At 72.2% G+C, this 15,362-nt stretch carries 12 protein-coding genes and 1 pseudogene; 7 read left to right on the top strand and 6 right to left on the bottom strand.

What is annotated here, in order from left to right; genetic code table 11:
- Positions 1–196: 196 nt before the first annotated feature.
- The 4 genes from KGS77_RS05275 to KGS77_RS05260 all read left to right on the top strand — a co-directional run bounded on the left by KGS77_RS05275 (position 197) and on the right by KGS77_RS05260 (position 5,976).
- Positions 197–3,013 (top strand): DEAD/DEAH box helicase, encoded by a 2,817-nt coding sequence (locus tag KGS77_RS05275; protein WP_242578960.1) that lies wholly within the window; start codon positions 197–199, stop codon positions 3,011–3,013.
- Between the two features lie 227 nt (positions 3,014–3,240).
- The gene (locus KGS77_RS05270; RefSeq protein ID WP_242578959.1) at positions 3,241–3,936 is read left to right on the top strand and encodes a PadR family transcriptional regulator; all 696 of its coding nucleotides are present in this window, start codon (positions 3,241–3,243) and stop codon (positions 3,934–3,936) included.
- A gap of 253 nt (positions 3,937–4,189) precedes the next feature.
- Complete coding sequence (locus KGS77_RS05265; RefSeq protein WP_242578957.1) at positions 4,190–5,203, top strand: ATP-binding cassette domain-containing protein; 1,014 nt, start codon at positions 4,190–4,192, stop codon at positions 5,201–5,203.
- Positions 5,200–5,976, top strand: coding sequence for an ABC transporter permease (locus KGS77_RS05260; protein ID WP_242578955.1), 777 nt, complete (start codon positions 5,200–5,202; stop codon positions 5,974–5,976). The genes KGS77_RS05265 and KGS77_RS05260 overlap by 4 nt, the downstream gene beginning before the upstream one ends.
- 129 nt (positions 5,977–6,105) lie before the next feature.
- Here the strand turns inward: KGS77_RS05260 and KGS77_RS05255 are convergent, their stop codons facing one another.
- The gene (locus KGS77_RS05255) at positions 6,106–6,990 is read right to left on the bottom strand and encodes a siderophore-interacting protein (RefSeq protein WP_242578953.1); all 885 of its coding nucleotides are present in this window, start codon (positions 6,988–6,990) and stop codon (positions 6,106–6,108) included.
- 37 nt (positions 6,991–7,027) lie between these two features.
- Complete coding sequence (locus KGS77_RS05250; RefSeq protein ID WP_242587301.1) at positions 7,028–7,972, bottom strand: 5'-3' exonuclease; 945 nt, start codon at positions 7,970–7,972, stop codon at positions 7,028–7,030.
- 231 nt (positions 7,973–8,203) lie between these two features.
- Between KGS77_RS05250 and KGS77_RS05245 the strand changes: the two genes are divergently transcribed.
- From KGS77_RS05245 to KGS77_RS05235, 3 genes and pseudogenes are all read left to right on the top strand, one after another.
- Entirely contained in the window at positions 8,204–9,373 is a 1,170-nt protein-coding gene (locus KGS77_RS05245; RefSeq protein ID WP_242578951.1) for a glycine betaine/L-proline ABC transporter ATP-binding protein, read from the top strand.
- Positions 9,366–11,138: pseudogene (locus tag KGS77_RS05240) on the top strand (ABC transporter permease/substrate binding protein); the annotation flags it as partial. The gene KGS77_RS05245 and the pseudogene KGS77_RS05240, both read left to right, overlap by 8 nt.
- Before the next feature lie 156 nt (positions 11,139–11,294).
- The gene (locus tag KGS77_RS05235; RefSeq protein WP_242578949.1) at positions 11,295–11,492 is read left to right on the top strand and encodes a hypothetical protein; all 198 of its coding nucleotides are present in this window, start codon (positions 11,295–11,297) and stop codon (positions 11,490–11,492) included.
- 57 nt (positions 11,493–11,549) lie between these two features.
- Here the strand turns inward: KGS77_RS05235 and KGS77_RS34555 are convergent, their stop codons facing one another.
- From KGS77_RS34555 to metE, 4 genes are all read right to left on the bottom strand, one after another.
- Positions 11,550–11,678, bottom strand: a complete 129-nt coding sequence (locus tag KGS77_RS34555; protein WP_277994186.1) for a hypothetical protein — start codon at positions 11,676–11,678, stop codon at positions 11,550–11,552.
- A complete protein-coding gene (locus KGS77_RS05230) occupies positions 11,651–12,223 on the bottom strand; it encodes a hypothetical protein (RefSeq protein WP_242578939.1) in 573 nt (190 codons plus the stop codon). The genes KGS77_RS34555 and KGS77_RS05230 overlap by 28 nt, the downstream gene beginning before the upstream one ends.
- Positions 12,224–12,464: 241 nt before the next feature.
- Complete coding sequence (locus KGS77_RS05225; RefSeq protein WP_242578937.1) at positions 12,465–12,887, bottom strand: hotdog domain-containing protein; 423 nt, start codon at positions 12,885–12,887, stop codon at positions 12,465–12,467.
- Positions 12,884–15,325, bottom strand: coding sequence for a 5-methyltetrahydropteroyltriglutamate--homocysteine S-methyltransferase (gene metE / locus KGS77_RS05220; protein ID WP_242578927.1), 2,442 nt, complete (start codon positions 15,323–15,325; stop codon positions 12,884–12,886). Before metE ends, KGS77_RS05225 begins: the two co-directional genes overlap by 4 nt.
- Positions 15,326–15,362: the final 37 nt, after the last annotated feature.

Below are 15,362 nucleotides of genomic sequence, written 5' to 3'. Positions count from 1 at the left end.
TCCGCCGCGGCCGGCGGGCCACGCCACCGCGCGTGCCGCCACCCAGCCCTACGAGGGCCCCGCCGGATCACCGGCGGGGCCCTCGCCGTGCCGCGCCGGCCGCCCCGTACGGAGTCTTGTACGGCAGTCCGTTCGGTAAAGGCCGTCCATAAAGATCGGTACGTTGTCAGAGGGGGCCGGTAGGCTCGTAAGCACGATGACCGAGGACATGTCCCCTGCTGAGCGCTATGCCGCCGCCCGGCTCAGGGCGGCCGAGCAGGCCACCGCACTCGCCTCTTTCCGCGAGATGTACGACTTCCCGCTGGACCCCTTCCAGATCGAGGCGTGCCAGGCCCTGGAGGCCGGAAAGGGCGTGCTGGTCGCGGCGCCGACCGGATCCGGCAAGACGATCGTGGGCGAGTTCGCCGTCCACCTGGCCCTGGAGCAGGGCCGCAAATGCTTCTACACCACGCCGATCAAGGCGCTGTCCAACCAGAAGTTCCAGGACCTGGTCAAGCGCTACGGCGCGGACCGGGTCGGGCTGCTGACCGGCGACAACAGTGTGAACTCCGAGGCGCCGGTGGTCGTGATGACCACCGAGGTGCTGCGGAACATGCTCTACGCGGGCTCGCAGTCGCTGGTCGGGCTCGGACATGTGGTCATGGACGAGGTGCACTACCTCTCCGACCGGTTCCGCGGCGCCGTATGGGAAGAGGTGATCATTCACCTCCCGGAGTCGGTGACGCTGGTGTCGCTGTCGGCGACCGTCTCCAACGCCGAGGAGTTCGGCGACTGGCTGGACACCGTCCGCGGGGACACCGAGGTGATCGTCTCCGAGCACCGCCCCGTACCGCTGTGGCAGCACGTCCTGGCGGGCCGCCGGATGTACGACCTCTTCGAGGAGCGCGCCGCGGGCGGTGGCAGCCGGCGCGAGGTCAACCCCGACCTGGAGCGGCTGGCGCGGATCGAGAACAGCCGCCCCACCTTCGGGCGGGACAAGCGCCGCGGGCGGAACATGCGCGAGGCGGACCGCGAGCGCGAACGGCGCCAGCGCAGCCGCATCTGGACGCCGAGCCGGGCGGAGGTGATCGACCGGCTGGACAGCGAGGGCCTGCTGCCCGCGATCACGTTCATCTTCAGCCGGGCCGGCTGCGAGGCGGCGGTCCAGCAGTGCCTGTATTCGGGGCTCCGGCTCAACGACCAGGAGGGCCGCGAGAAGGTCCGCCGGATCGTCGAGGCACGCACCGCGGGGATCCCCGACGACGATCTGCACGTCCTGGGCTACTACGAGTGGCTGGAGGGCCTGGAGCGGGGCATCGCCGCCCACCACGCCGGCATGCTGCCGACCTTCAAGGAGGTTGTGGAGGAGCTGTTCGCGCAGGGGCTGGTCAAGGCGGTCTTCGCGACCGAGACCCTGGCCCTGGGCATCAACATGCCCGCGCGCTCGGTGGTGCTGGAAAAGCTCGTGAAGTGGAACGGCGAGCAGCACGCCGACATCACCCCCGGCGAGTACACCCAGCTCACGGGCCGGGCCGGGCGGCGCGGCATCGACGTCGAGGGCCACGCCGTGGTGCTGTGGCAGCGCGGCATGGACCCGGGCGCGCTGGCGGGGCTGGCCGGGACGCGCACGTACCCGCTGCGCTCCTCCTTCAAGCCGTCCTACAACATGGCGGTCAACCTCGTCTCGCAGTTCGGGCGGCACCGCTCGCGCGAGCTGCTGGAGATGTCCTTCGCGCAGTTCCAGGCCGACAAGTCGGTCGTGGGGATCTCGCGGCAGGTGCAGAAGAACGAGGACGGGCTGGCGGGGTACCGCGAGTCGATGACCTGCCATCTGGGGGACTTCGAGGAGTACTCCCGGCTGCGGCGGGAGCTGAAGGACCGCGAGACGGAGCTGGCCAGACAGGGCGCGGCGCAGCGCCGGGTGGCCGCCGCCGCGGCGCTGGAGAAGCTGCGGCCCGGTGACGTCATCCACGTACCGACGGGCAAGTACGCCGGGCTGGCGCTGGTGCTCGACCCGGGCATGCCCTCGGGGCGGACGAACGGCCACCGCGGCTTCGAGGCGCAGGACGGGCCGCGCCCGCTGGTGCTGACCGCGGAGCGGCAGGTCAAACGGCTGGCCTCGATGGACTTCCCGGTGCCGGTCCAGCCGCTGGAGCGGATGCGCATCCCCAAGTCCTTCAACGCGCGCAGCCCGCAGTCGCGCCGGGACCTGGCGTCCGCGCTGCGTACCAAGGCCGGGCACCTGGTGCCGGAGCGGCACCGGCGGCAGCGTTCGGCGGCGGCGGACGACCGGGAACTCGCCCGGCTGCGTACGGCCATCCGCGCGCACCCTTGCCACGGCTGCGCCGAGCGCGAGGACCACGCGCGCTGGGCCGAGCGCTACCACCGGCTGCTGCGGGACACCCGCCAGTTGGAGCGCCGTATAGAAGGGCGTACGAACACCATCGCGCGCACCTTCGACCGGATCTGCGCGCTGCTGACCGAACTCGGCTACCTGGAAGGCGACACGGTCACGGACGAGGGCCGTCGGCTCGGGCGTCTGTACGGCGAGCTGGACCTGCTGGCGAGCGAGTGCCTGCGTGACGGCGTCTGGGAGGGCCTGGGCCCCGCCGAGCTGGCGGCCTGTGCCTCGGCGCTGGTGTACGAGGCGCGCCAGGCGGACGACGCGATGGCGCCGAAGCTGCCCTCGGGCCGGGCCCGGGACGCGCTGACGGAGATGGTCCGCATCTGGGGGCGGCTGGACGCCCTGGAGGAGGACCACAAGATCAACCAGGCGGAGGGCGTCGGTCAGCGCGAGCCGGACCTCGGCTTCACGTGGGCGGCCTACCGGTGGGCCTCGGGCGACGGCCTGGACGAGGTGCTGCGGGAGGCGGAGATGCCGGCCGGTGACTTCGTGCGCTGGTGCAAGCAGCTCATCGACGTCCTCGGGCAGATCGCGGCGGCGGCCCCGGCGGGCGGCGGGGTGGCCCGCAGCGCCCGCAAGGCCGTCGACGCGGTGCTGCGGGGCGTGGTGGCGTACTCCTCGGTGGGATGAGCCGGGAGCCGGTGGCGTACTCCCCGGTGTGGTGAGCCGGAGCCGGCCGCCGACTGCCGAGCGCCGCGGGCCCGCACTTCAGCCGCCCGTCATGACGTCCCGGCCCGCGCGCGCCGGACGTCATGACGGGCGGCTTTTGCGTCGGGGATCGCGGGTGGAGAGGGCCCGGGGCACGCATGCGAGCAGACACGATGCATCGCGTATTGACTCACGCATGCCCTCGCGATATGTTCGTCCACGGATATACGGAGACGAGGAAGTGGGTGACGGCGTTGGCGGGCACACGGCGGAAGCTGAGCAATCCGCTGGCGCTGGCGGTCATGGCGCTGCTGAGCGAGCGGCCGATGCACCCGTACGAGATCGCCCGGGTGCTGAGGGTCCGCGGCAAGGAACACAGCATCAAGATCAATTACGGGTCCCTCTACACCGTCGTCCAGAACCTGGAGAAGCACGGCTATGTCGAGCCCGTCGGCACCCAGCGCGAGGGGCGCCGCCCCGAGCGCACGCTCTACGGGCTCACCCCGGCCGGCCACGAGGAGATGCACGACTGGCTGGCGGACCTGGTGGCCGTGCCGGTGCGGGAGTTCCCCGCCTTCGCCACGGCCCTGTCGCTGCTGATGGTGCTGCCCATGGACGAGGCGTGTGCGCTGCTCGACGAGCGGGCCGCCACCCTGGAGGGGCAGCTCGCCTCCGTACAGGGCGCGCTCGCCAACTTCGCGGACGGTCTGCCCCGGCTGTTCGTCGTGGAGACCGAGTACCAGATGCACATGATCCGCGCGGAGATCGACTGGATCCGCGGCTTCCGCGAGGAGCTGGAGCACGGCGCGATCAGCGGTGCCGAGGAGTGGCGGAAGATGAGCGTGTCGGGGGAGATCCCCGAGGAGTGGCGCGATGTGGAGGGCGAGGACACCACCGGACGTTGACGGCGGCGCGCCCGCGCACAGCGGCGGAACAAGCGCGTCCACACCACGAAGAAGGGCCCCGGCGAGGCTGCGCCAACAGCTTTGCCGGGGCCCGGAATCCCGAACGGACCTGCGGTCAGGCAGGCCGGGCGTTCAAGATGCGGCACATCTACGATAGCCCGGCTCCTGCCGTGGATCGGTTCGGTACACCCGAAATCTCGGTTCGGTGTACCCGAAATCACCGAGAACCACCGATGCACGGAGGCTTGGAGCCATGAACACCCGCGCGCCCGCTGTCGAGGCGCACGACCTGATCAAGACCTATCCCGGCGGAACCAGGGCCCTGGACGGCATGGGCCTGAGCGTCGCCGCCGGCACGGTCTTCGGACTGCTCGGACCCAACGGCGCCGGCAAGTCCACCACCGTCAAGATCCTCACCACCCTGGCCCGCCCCGACTCCGGTACGGCACTGGTCGCCGGGCACGACGTGCTGCGCCACCCCGCCCGGGTGCGCCGGGCCATCGGCGTGGTCGCCCAGAAGTCCGGCGCCGACCCGGTCGCCACCGGCCGCGAGAACCTGCTGCTCCAAGGGCGTCTGTACGGGCTCAAGGGCGCGGCCCTGACCCGCCGGGCCGATGAGCTGCTGGCCCGCTTCGACCTCACCGACGCGGGGAAGCGGCTGGTCAAGACGTACTCGGGCGGTATGCAGCGGCGGCTGGACGTGGCGCTGGGACTCGTCCACCGGCCCGAGGTGCTCTTCCTGGACGAGCCCACGACCGGGCTGGACCCCGAGGCCCGTACGGCCATGTGGGAGGAGATCGGGCGGCTCGCCGGCGACGAGGGGCTGACCATCGTGCTGACCACCCACTACCTGGAGGAGGCCGACCGGCTCGCCGAGCGGATCGCGATCGTCGACCGCGGCCGGGTCGTCGCCGAGGGCACCCCGCACGGCCTCAAGGGCGACCTGCGCGGTGACGCGGTCCATGTGGAGCTGTACGAGGAACCGGGGGAGGTGGACTGGCACCTGCTGATGACCGCGCTCGGGGAGTTCGCCGGGGTGCGTGAGCCCCTTTTGGAGGGGCGCCGGCTGAGCGCCCGCGCCGATGACGGAGCCGCCGCGGTGCCGCACGTCCTGGCCGTACTGGAGCGCGAGGGCGTACGGGTCGCGTCGGTGACCGTCGCCCGGCCCTCCCTGGACGACGTCTATCTGCGGTACGCCGGCCGCCGGTTCGCCGAGGGCGACGCCGCGGCTGCTGCCGGACACGCCATGGCGGGAGGTGCGCGATGAGTGCGGCGACGGCTCAGACCTGGCACCTGACCAGGCGTCAACTGACCGCGATCGTGCGGCAGCCCGCCTTCCTGGTGATCAGCTTCATCCAGCCGGTGATCTGGCTGTTCCTCTTCGGCTCGCTCTTCCGGAAGGTGGTGGAGCTGCCGGGCTTCGGCGGCGGCTCCTACCTGGACTACCTGGTCCCGGGCGTGGTCGTGATGAGCGCGCTGTCCGGCGCGATGTGGGCCGGCATGGGCACGCTGGAGGAGATCGAGCGCGGCACGCTCAACCGCTTCTTGACCACCCCGGTCAGCCGCGGCGCCCTGATGAACGCCAACGTCGTCCAGCAGGGCATCAGCACCGCCGTCCAGTCGGTGATCATCGTGCTGCTCGGCGGGCTCGGCGGCGCCGACTACCCGGGCGGGATCGCCGGCCTGGCGGTCCTGACCGTGGCTTCGGTGCTGCTGGGGACCGTGGTCGGCGCGTTCTCCAACGCCATCGGCATGCTGGTGCGCCAGCGCGAGTCGATCATCGCGCTGAACACCTTCCTGCTGCTGCCGCTGACGTTCCTGTCCTCGGCCTTCATGGCACCGGCGCTGATGCCGTCCTGGATGCGGCACATCGCCGACTTCAACCCCGTCAACTGGGCGTTGGTCGCCGGGCGTTCGGCGATGGCCGAGGAGCCGGCCTGGGGGGACGTGCTCACCAGGGGCGGCGGCCTGCTGGCCCTCGCGCTCGCCGCGGTGCTGCTCTCCACACGGACGTTCCGCTCCTACCAGCGGTCGGTGTGAGGACGCGGGATGAGCCGCTGAACGTACGGGCCGGGTCCGGTGGCCGCAGGTGAACGCGCCGCCGCCCGGAGGGGAGACCGTTCCCCTCCGGGCGGCGCCGTCCGCGCGGGCGCCCTGGGCGCCTTGGGGTCAGGAGGCCGGCGGTGCCGGCTTCTCCTGCTCGGCCTCGATCTGCTGGTTCCACTCCCGCTTGGAAGCCTGCCAGCCGTCCTCGTCATGGCCGCGGCGCCAGTAGCCGGAGATCGACAGCGCCTCGCGCGGTACGTCGCGCTCGACGCGCAGCAGCCGGCGCAGTTCCTTGACGAACCCCGCCTCGCCGTGGACGAACGCCTGCACCTGCCGGCCGGCCGGGAACTCCAGGGCCCGTACGGCCTCGACCAGCCGGCTGCCGACCGGAGCGTCGCCCCGGTGCAGCCAGTGGATCGCGGCGCTGTCCGCAGCCTCCAGCTTCTGTTCCTCCTCGGGGCCCGCCACCTCGATGAAGGCGTGGACGGGCGCACCCGCCGGGACGCGGGCGAGCGCGGCGGCGATGGCCGGCAGCGCGCTCTCGTCACCCGCGAGCAGATGCCAGTCGGCGTCGGGGGAGGGGGCGTAGGCGCCGCCCGGGCCCATGAAGTAGATCTCCTCGCCGGGCTGCACCCGCGCGGCCCACGGGCCCGCCAGTCCCTCGTCGCCGTGCACCACGAAGTCGACCGCCAGCTCGCGTGCCTCGGCATCCCAGTTGCGTACGGTGTACGTACGGGTCCTGGGCCACTGGTCGCGCGGCATCTCCGCGCGGATCCGCCCCATGTCGAACGGCTGCGGATAGCTCACCCCGGGCAGCGGGAAGACCAGCTTGACGTAATGGTCGGTGTAGTCGCCCGCGGCGAACTCCGCCAGGCCCTCGCCGCCGAGCATCACCCGCACCATGTGCGGGGTGAGCTGTTCGGTGCGTGTCACCCGCCCACGGTGGAGCTTGGGCTGTTTACGGGCCGGACGCTCTTCTGCCACGGCGATCTCCCCTGATGCGGTCATGAGCACGATATTGGTTAGGCATACCTAACCTAACAGCTCAGCCGCCGAGAGCGGCCAGCAGCCTCTGCAAAGACCCGCCCAAACCCCACCGCCCGGCGAGCGCTTCCAGGCGCTCGGGGTCGGCCGGCCCGGTGGGCAGCGCCGCGCCGAACTCCGGCAGCCCCACGTCCGTCGCGACCCGCACGACCTTCGGCGCCACCTCGATGTACGGGCGGGCCTCGGTCAGCCGCTTGCGCTGCGAAGGGGTGAGCCTGGCCGCCGGGTCGTCGACCGCGGCCATGATCCCGGCCAGGTCCCGGTAGACGGACAGCAGCTTGGCGGCGGTCTTCTCGCCGATCCCGGGCACCCCCGGCAGGCCGTCGCTGGCGTCACCGCGCAGCAGCGCCAGGTCCGCGTAGCCCGCGCCGTCCACGCCGTACTTCTCGCGCAGCAGCGCCTCGTCCGTCATCTGGAGCGTGCCCACGCCCTTGAGCGGATACAGGACGCGCACCCCGCGCCCGTCGTCCACGAGCTGGAAGAGGTCCCGGTCGCCGGTGACGATGTCCACCGGGCCCCTCGCCCGGGCGGTCAGGGTGCCGATGACGTCGTCGGCCTCGTAGCCCGCCGCCCCGACCCGGGCGATGCCGATCGCGTCGAGCACCTCCTCGATCACCGGGATCTGCGGGGAGAGGGTGTCGGGCACCTCTTCCTCGGGCGTGCCGTGGCTGTCCGCCGTGCCCGGCTCGGCCCCGTCCTGCGGCTGGGCCGCGCCCCCGGCCACCCGGTGCGCCTTGTAGGAGGGGATCAGATCGACCCGCCACTGCGGGCGCCAGTCGGCGTCCATGCAGGCCACCAGGTCATCGGGCCGGTGGTCCTGGACGAGGCGGGCGATGAAGTCCAGCAGGCCGCGCACCGCGTTGACCGGCGTGCCGTCGGGAGCCCTGACCGATTCCGGCACGCCGAAGTACGCGCGGAAGTACAGGGAGGCGGTGTCCAGGAGCATCAGGCGTCGAGTCACACCCCGAATGATGCCGTACGTCCCCCACGCGCCGCCGTTGTGAGGTGGGCCACTGTTGCGTTTGGTTTCCGGGAAGGGGGGCAGGCGCGCGGCCGGAACGGCCCCGGTGGACAGGCGATCTCGCCGCCCACCGGTGAAGACGGGCGGAACCCGTGCCGCGCCACGACCTGCCCACGGGGGAGCCGGGTCGTTCCCCGTACAAGTCGAGAGGTGTATGTGCCCAGGCTGCAAGCCGAACACGTCTACAAAGTGTTCGGCAGACGACCCGAGGACGCGGTACGACGGATCGAAGGCGGCGCGAGCCGCGCGGAGCTGCGGGCCGACGGCACCACCGCCGCGGTGATCGACGCGTCGTTCTCCGTGGAGGAGGGCCAGATCTTCGTTGTCATGGGTCTGTCCGGATCCGGCAAGTCCACCCTGCTGCGCACCCTGAACGGGCTGCTGGAGCCGACCGCCGGATGCGTCCGGTTCGACGGCCAGGACCTGACCTCGCTCAGCGAGCGGGAACTGCGCGAGGTCCGCTCCCGCAGGATCTCCATGGTCTTCCAGCACTTCGCGCTCTTCCCGCACCGCAGCGTGCTGGAGAACGCCGCGTACGGGCTGGAGGTACGCGGCCTGCCGAAGGCCGAAAGGGAACGGCGCGCCGCCCAGGCCCTGGAACTGGCCGGCCTCAAGGGCTGGGAGAAATCCTGGCCGGACGAGCTGTCCGGCGGTATGCAGCAGCGGGTGGGCCTGGCCCGCGCGCTGGCCACCGACGCGGACCTGCTGCTGATGGACGAGTCCTTCAGTGCCCTGGACCCGCTGATCCGCCGCGACATGCAAGACCAGCTCCTGGACCTCCAGAAGACCCTGAAGAAGACCATCGTCTTCATCACCCACGACCTGAACGAGGCCATGCGGCTGGGCGACCGGATCGCCGTGATGCGGGACGGCCGGATCGTGCAGACCGGCACCGCCGAGGACATCCTGCTCACCCCGGCCGACGACTACGTCGCCTCCTTCATCCAGGACGTGGACCGCTCCCGGGTGCTGACCGCCGGGGCGATCATGGCCGACCCCGACACGGTGCCGGGCACCACGACCGGCGCGGGCCAGGAGATACGTACGGCCGAGGAGTTCCTGGCCGCGGCGCCCGCCACGGTGCGCCCCGACACCCCCCTGAGCGAGCTGTTCACGGCCTGCGCCTCCAGCCCGGTCCCGGTCGCCGTGACCGACGCCGCGGGGCGGCTCGTCGGTGCCGTACCGGCGGGCCGGCTGCTCGCGGTCCTGGGCGAACCGACGAAGAAGGCCGAGACCGTTGCCGGCACCGCCGCCGTACCAAGGGCCGCGAGCGTTCCCGGGCCGGAAGCCGGCGCGTCCGAGGGCAAGGTGACCGCCGGTGCCTAGGATCACTCTCGGCTCCTGGGTCAGCTCCGCGGTGGACTGGCTCCGCGACCACCTCGCCTGGCTCTTCGACGCCGTCTCCACCGTCTTCACCGGGCTGTACGACGCGATCCACGCGGTGCTCGCCGCCCCCGAACCCCTGCTGCTCGCCGGCATCTTCGCGGTGCTCGCGTGGTGGCTGCGCGGGCTGCCGGCGGCCGTGCTGACCTTCGCCGGCTTCGCGCTGATCGACTCGGTCGAGCAGTGGGGCGCCACCATGGAATCGCTCTCGCTGGTGCTCGTCGCCTGCCTGATCACCATCGTGCTCGCGGTTCCGCTGGGCATCTGGGCCTCCCGCAGCCGGGCCGTCAGCGGCGTGCTGCGCCCGGCCCTGGACCTGATGCAGACCATGCCGGCGATGGTCTACCTCATCCCCGGCATCCTCTTCTTCGGCATCGGCGTGGTGCCCGGCATCATGGCGACCATCGTCTTCGCCATGCCGCCCGCCGTGCGCATGACCGAGCTGGGCATCCGGCAGGTCGACGGGGAACTGGTCGAGGCGGCCGAGGCGTTCGGCACCCACCCGCGCCGTACGCTGCTGCGCGTCCAGCTTCCGCTCGCGCTGCCCACGATCATGGCCGGCGTCAACCAGGTCATCATGCTCGCCCTGTCCATGGTCGTCATCGCCGGCATGGTCGGCGGCGGCGGTCTGGGCGCCTCCGTCTACAACGCGATCAGCTCCGTGGACGTGGCCCTGGGCTCCGAGGCGGGCCTGGCGGTCGTCATCCTGGCCATGTACCTGGACCGGATGACCGGCGCCCTCAACCAGCGGGTCTCGCCGCTGGGCCGGCGCGCACTGGCCAAGGCGCAGGCCGCGCTCGGCAAGGCGGGCTTCCTGCGCTGGAAGCCCGCCACCCCGGTCGCGATGGCCGGCGTGATCGTGCTGGCGCTGGTGGCGGGGGGCCTGGGCGTCTTCGGCAAGGACGGCGGTACGGGCAGCGGCGCCGGCCGCCCCATCACCATCGGGTACGTCAACTGGGACGAGGGCAAGGCCACCACGTACCTGTGGAAGGAGATCCTCGAACGGCGCGGCTACCGGCCCAAGGCACAGCCCCTGGAGGCCGGGGCCCTCTTCACCGGCCAGGCCCGCGGGGACATCGACGTCCAGACCAACGCCTGGCTGCCGACGACCCACGCCGCGTACTACGAGAAGTACCGCGAGAAGCTGGAGGATCTCGGCACCTGGTACGACAAGACCTCCCTGGAGATCGCGGTCCCCTCCTACGTCAAGGACGTCACGTCCCTGGAGGACCTCAAGGGCAAGGCGGACCGGTTCGGCGGCAAGGTCATCGGCATCGAGCCGGGCGCCGGCGAGATGAAGATCTACAAGGACACGGTGCAGAAGCAGTACGGCCTGGCGGACGAGTTCAAGCTCACCGAGGCCAGCACCGCCTCCATGCTCGCCGAACTGGACCGCGCGTACGCGGCGAAGAAGCCGGTCGCCGTCACCCTGTGGTCGCCGCACTGGGCGTACGACAAGTACCGGCTCACCAAGCTCAAGGACCCCAAGGGCGCCTTCGGCACCGGTGACGGCCTGCACCTCCTGGGCCGCAAGGGCTTCTCCCGCGACGAACCCGAGGTCGCGCGGTGGATGAAGAACTTCCACCTGGACGAGAAGCAGCTCACCAGCCTGGAGAACGAGATCAAGGACGCGGGCGAGGGCCATGAGCAGGACGGCGTACGGGCCTGGCTGAAGGAGAACCCGTCGCTGGTGGACAAGATCGCCCCGCCGGCGAAGTAGCGCCCGGCCCCGGCGGCTCGCGGACCGGACGGATTCACCCGGGTGGCGCAATTTTCCCGTGCTGCGCACGATGTGGGCATCTCGTGCGCGTGAGCCTTGAGGGAGGGTGCTGGTAAGCAGCTTCGCGACGATGAGGTGAAAGACATGCAGGAGCCATCGGATGGGACGACTCCCGAGGCCGCGCCCAGGCCGGCCCGCCTTTACACGGGCGGGGAGCGACCGTTCGACGCCGAGGACCTGGTGCGGGTGTCGGGCCGCGACGTGACCCCCGAGCGGCTCGAACGGGCGGTGCGGCTGATCGAGGAAAAGGGCGTCGCCGCGCTGGAAAGGTACCTTCCCTAGCCGTCCGTGCCCATGTCCGTGTCCGTGCCCGGCTCGCGGGAGCCGGGCACGGCCCTGTCAGCCGGCGGTGCCGGCCAGGCGACGCATGATCGTCATGAGTTCGTCGGGCGGGGCGATCCGCATCGTCCGGCTCTCCTGGTCGACGAGCGTGATCGACGTCAGGGTGCCGGCGCGCCACCAGAACACCCGGGGGACAGGCGTCCGGGGCCGTCCTCGTAGGCGCCCTGCCCGAACTGCGCCAAGGCGTTGACGGCCTCGCCCACGTGCTCGTCGGTGAGCGGGTAGAACACGAGGTTGTGCCGGTTCGGGACGACCAGCAGCACACCCTCGTCCGGTATCCCGGGGCCGCCGGCGGCCCGCACCGCCTCTTCGAAGACGAGCACCTTGCTGGCCGCGAACACCGACTCCGGATGGCCGAGGATGTGGAGGACCGCGCCACCGGGGAGATCGACGGTGTCGTAATTGACCGGCTCACTGAGCAGGTTGGTACGCGCGGCGGCCACGAGGGTGTCCCACGCGACGAGGGCCACGTCGCGGTCACTGAGGACGCGGACGTTCTCAGGGGTGTCCAGGGCGATGCCCGCGAGGAGGTCCGTGGCCAGTGGCCGCAGGTGGCTGAACTGCCCTCGTGCTTCCTCGGGTATCGACTCCTCGGCGACCAGCCGCAGGTACACGCTGCGCAGGGGGTCGGGGGCACCGCTGTGGCCGGTGCGGGCTGACAGGTCGCTCATTCGCAGTTCCTCGGGATCTGATGGGTGGTCGGTGAGCGGCTCACAGGTGGAGCAGCTCACCGATCAGATCACGCCGCCCGGCGCCCGCGCACCGTGGCCCGGCGACGAGCAGGCGGGGGCGCCGAAGCGGCCGGGCAGACCACTTCGGCACCCGGTCCCCGTTGCCGGTGGTGAGGCCCGGTACCGCTTCCGTACGCGGCCTTACCAAGTCACGGCCGCACAGCCCCACGGCGCCACGGCCTCACGGCGTCCTCAGCATCGGTACGTGCCGGGGCAGCCCGTCCGCGTCGACGGCGACGAACGTCAGTCGGGCGGTGGCCACTTGGGCCGTGGGGCCCGAGGAGTTCCAGCGCTCGGCGGTCACCCGTACCGCCACGACCATCGAGGTACGGCCCACCTGCTCGACGGCCGCGCTGACGGTCAGCAGGTCACCGGCCCGTACCGGCGCGTGGAAGGTCATCGCGTCGACGGAGGCGGTCACCGCGGGCCCGTCCGCGTGCCGGCCGGCCGCCGCTGCCGCGGCGTCGTCCACCAGCCGCATCACCGCGCCGCCGTGCACGGTGCCGTAAAGATTCGTGTCCTGCTCGCTCATGATGTGCGCGAGGGTGACGGCGGAGTCGGCCGGGGCCTTGTGGGCCGGGCCGAAGGAGAGATCGGTGCTCAAGGGTGCCTCTCAGTCCTGGGGAGCGGACGGCGACGGGGAGGTGGCGGGGGCCGGGGGAGGGGCCGGGGCGACGGTGGAGGGGTCCGACGGGCCTGAGGGTTCCCGGTCCCCGCCGGCAGCGTGGCCCGTACCGCGTGGGCGGCGGCCACCATGCGCTCCAGCGCCGGTTCCACCTCCCGCGGCGAGCGGGTCTTCAGCCCGCAGTCCGGATTGACCCACAGCCGCTGGGCGGGCACCGCGCGCAGCGCCTGCCCGATCAGCTCCGTCATCTGTGCCACGGACGGCACCCGCGGCGCGTGGATGTCGTACACGCCGGGCCCCGCCGCCCGCGGGTACCCGGCCGCCGCCAGCTCGCCGGCCACCGCCATCCGCGACCGGGCCGCCTCCAGGCTGATCACATCGGCGTCCAGCTCCTCGATGCCGGCCAGCACGTCACCGAACTCGGCGTAGCACATGTGCGTATGGATCTGGGTGTCCGCGCGCACGCCGGAGGTCGCCAGCCGGAACGCCTCGGTGGCCCAGTCCAGATAGGCCCGGTGCGCCGGGCGGCGCAGTGGCAGCAGCTCGCGCAGCGCCGGCTCGTCCACCTGGATGATCCCGGTCCCCGCCGCCTCCAGGTCGGCGACCTCCTCGCGCAGGGCCAGCGCGACCTGCCGGGCGGTGTCGGCCAGTGGCTGGTCGTCGCGGACGAAGGACCAGGCGAGCATGGTCACCGGCCCGGTGAGCACGCCCTTGACGGGGCGCTCGGTCAGCGACTGCGCGAAACCGGTCCACTCCAGGGTCATCGGCGCCGGGCGGCAGACATCACCGGCCAGGATCGGCGGACGCACGTACCGGGTGCCGTAGGACTGGACCCAGCCGTGCCGGGTGGCCAGGAAGCCGGTCAGCCGCTCGGCGAAGTACTGCACCATGTCACCCCGTTCGGGCTCGCCGTGCACCAGGACGTCCAGCCCCGCCTTCTCCTGGAAGGCGATGACCTCGCGCACCTCCTGCGCGATACGGGAGCGGTACCCGGCGGCGTCGATCCGCCCCGAGCGCAGCTCCGCACGGGCCCGCCGCAGCCGGCCGGTCTGCGGGAAGGAGCCGATGGTGGTGGTCGGCAGCGGCGGCAGGCCGAACCGGGCGCGCTGGGCCGCGGCCCGCTCCCGGTACTCCTGGGGGCGGCGGGTCTGGGCGGCGGTGACCGCGGCGGCCCGCTCCCGTACGGCGTCGTCGCGGACGAGCGCGGAGCCCGCCCGGGAGGCCAGCGCCGCCCGGTTGGCCGCGAGCCGCGGGGCGATGGCGTCCCGGCCCTGGTTCAGGGCCCGGGCCAGCAGCGCGACCTCTTCGGTCTTCTGCCGGGCGAAGGACAGCCAGCGGGCGATCTGCGGGTCCAGGTCGCGTTCGGCGGTGACGTCCAGCGGGACGTGCAGCAGCGAGCAGGAGGGCGCGACGTCCACCCGCCCGGCCAGCCCGAGCAGGGTGGCGAGCGTTCCCAGGGCCTTCTCCAGGTCCGCTGCCCAGACGTTGCGGCCGTCCACGACGCCCGCCACCAGCCGCTTGCCCGGCAGGCCGCCGATCGCGGCGAGCGCGTCCACGTCGGCCGCGGCGGGGCCGGTGAAGTCCATCGCCAGGCCCTCGACGGGCGAGTCGGCCAGCGGGCGCAGCGCCTCGCCCAGCGCGTCGAAGTAGGAGGCCACCAGCAGCTTGGGCCGGTCGGCGGCGGCGCCCAGGAACCGGTAGGCGCGGGCGGTGGCGGACAGCACCGACCGGGGCTGGTCCTGGACGAGCACCGGCTCGTCCAGTTGCGCCCACCGCGCCCCGGCGGCCCGCAGATCGGCCAGTACGGACGCGTAGACCGGCAGCAGCCGGTCCAGCAGCGTCAGCGGCTCGAAGTGCGGGTCGGTGCCCGGCGCGGGCTTGGCCAGCAGCAGGAAACTGACGGGGCCCAGCAGTACGGGACGGGCCCGCAGCCCCTCCCGCCGCGCCTCGGTGTACTCCGCCACCTGCTTGCGGGAGTCGGCGGTGAAGACCGTGCCCGCGCTCAACTCCGGCACCAGGTAGTGGTAGTTGGTGTCGAACCACTTGGTCATCTCCAGCGGTTCGGCCTCGGCGGTGCCACGCGCCATCGCGAAGTAGGTGTCGAGGCCGCCGGTGGCCGCGGCGCGGTGCCGGGCCGGGACGGCGCCCACCATCCAGGCGGTGTCCAGCACATGGTCGTACAGCGAGAAGTCACCGGTGGGAATCTCCTCGACGCCCGCGGCCCGCAGTTCGGCCCGTACGCCGGCCCGCAGCTCCCGCGCGGTCTCCAGCAGTCGCCCGGCGTCGGTACCGCCGGACCAGTAGCCCTCGACGGCCTTCTTCAGCTCCCGGCCCGGCCCCTGCCGGGGATAGCCGTGGAGGGTGGCCAGCGCGGCCGGGGCCGGCGCCCGGCGCCCGTTCGGTGATGCCTGGGTCACGGAACTCTCCTTCGCGAGTCCTGAAGCGACCCCGCGG

This window comes from Streptomyces sp. MST-110588, from assembly GCF_022695595.1.
Taxonomy (GTDB): domain Bacteria; phylum Actinomycetota; class Actinomycetes; order Streptomycetales; family Streptomycetaceae; genus Streptomyces.
Note: the sequence above shows the minus strand (reverse complement) of the source record. Positions and strands in the feature narration are given on the sequence as shown.

Excerpts from the sequence above, each read along its gene's own strand:
- KGS77_RS05275 (WP_242578960.1), top strand. The coding sequence starts at position 197 with ATGACCGAGGACATGTCCCCTGCTGAGCGCTATGCCGCCGCCCGGCTC.
- KGS77_RS05270 (WP_242578959.1), top strand. The coding sequence starts at position 3,241 with ATGTTCGTCCACGGATATACGGAGACGAGGAAGTGGGTGACGGCGTTG.
- KGS77_RS05265 (WP_242578957.1), top strand. The coding sequence starts at position 4,190 with ATGAACACCCGCGCGCCCGCTGTCGAGGCGCACGACCTGATCAAGACC.
- KGS77_RS05260 (WP_242578955.1), top strand. The coding sequence starts at position 5,200 with ATGAGTGCGGCGACGGCTCAGACCTGGCACCTGACCAGGCGTCAACTG.
- KGS77_RS05255 (WP_242578953.1), bottom strand. The coding sequence starts at position 6,990 with ATGACCGCATCAGGGGAGATCGCCGTGGCAGAAGAGCGTCCGGCCCGT.
- KGS77_RS05250 (WP_242587301.1), bottom strand. The coding sequence starts at position 7,972 with ATGCTCCTGGACACCGCCTCCCTGTACTTCCGCGCGTACTTCGGCGTG.
- KGS77_RS05235 (WP_242578949.1), top strand. The coding sequence starts at position 11,295 with ATGCAGGAGCCATCGGATGGGACGACTCCCGAGGCCGCGCCCAGGCCG.
- KGS77_RS05230 (WP_242578939.1), bottom strand. The coding sequence starts at position 12,223 with ATGAGCGACCTGTCAGCCCGCACCGGCCACAGCGGTGCCCCCGACCCC.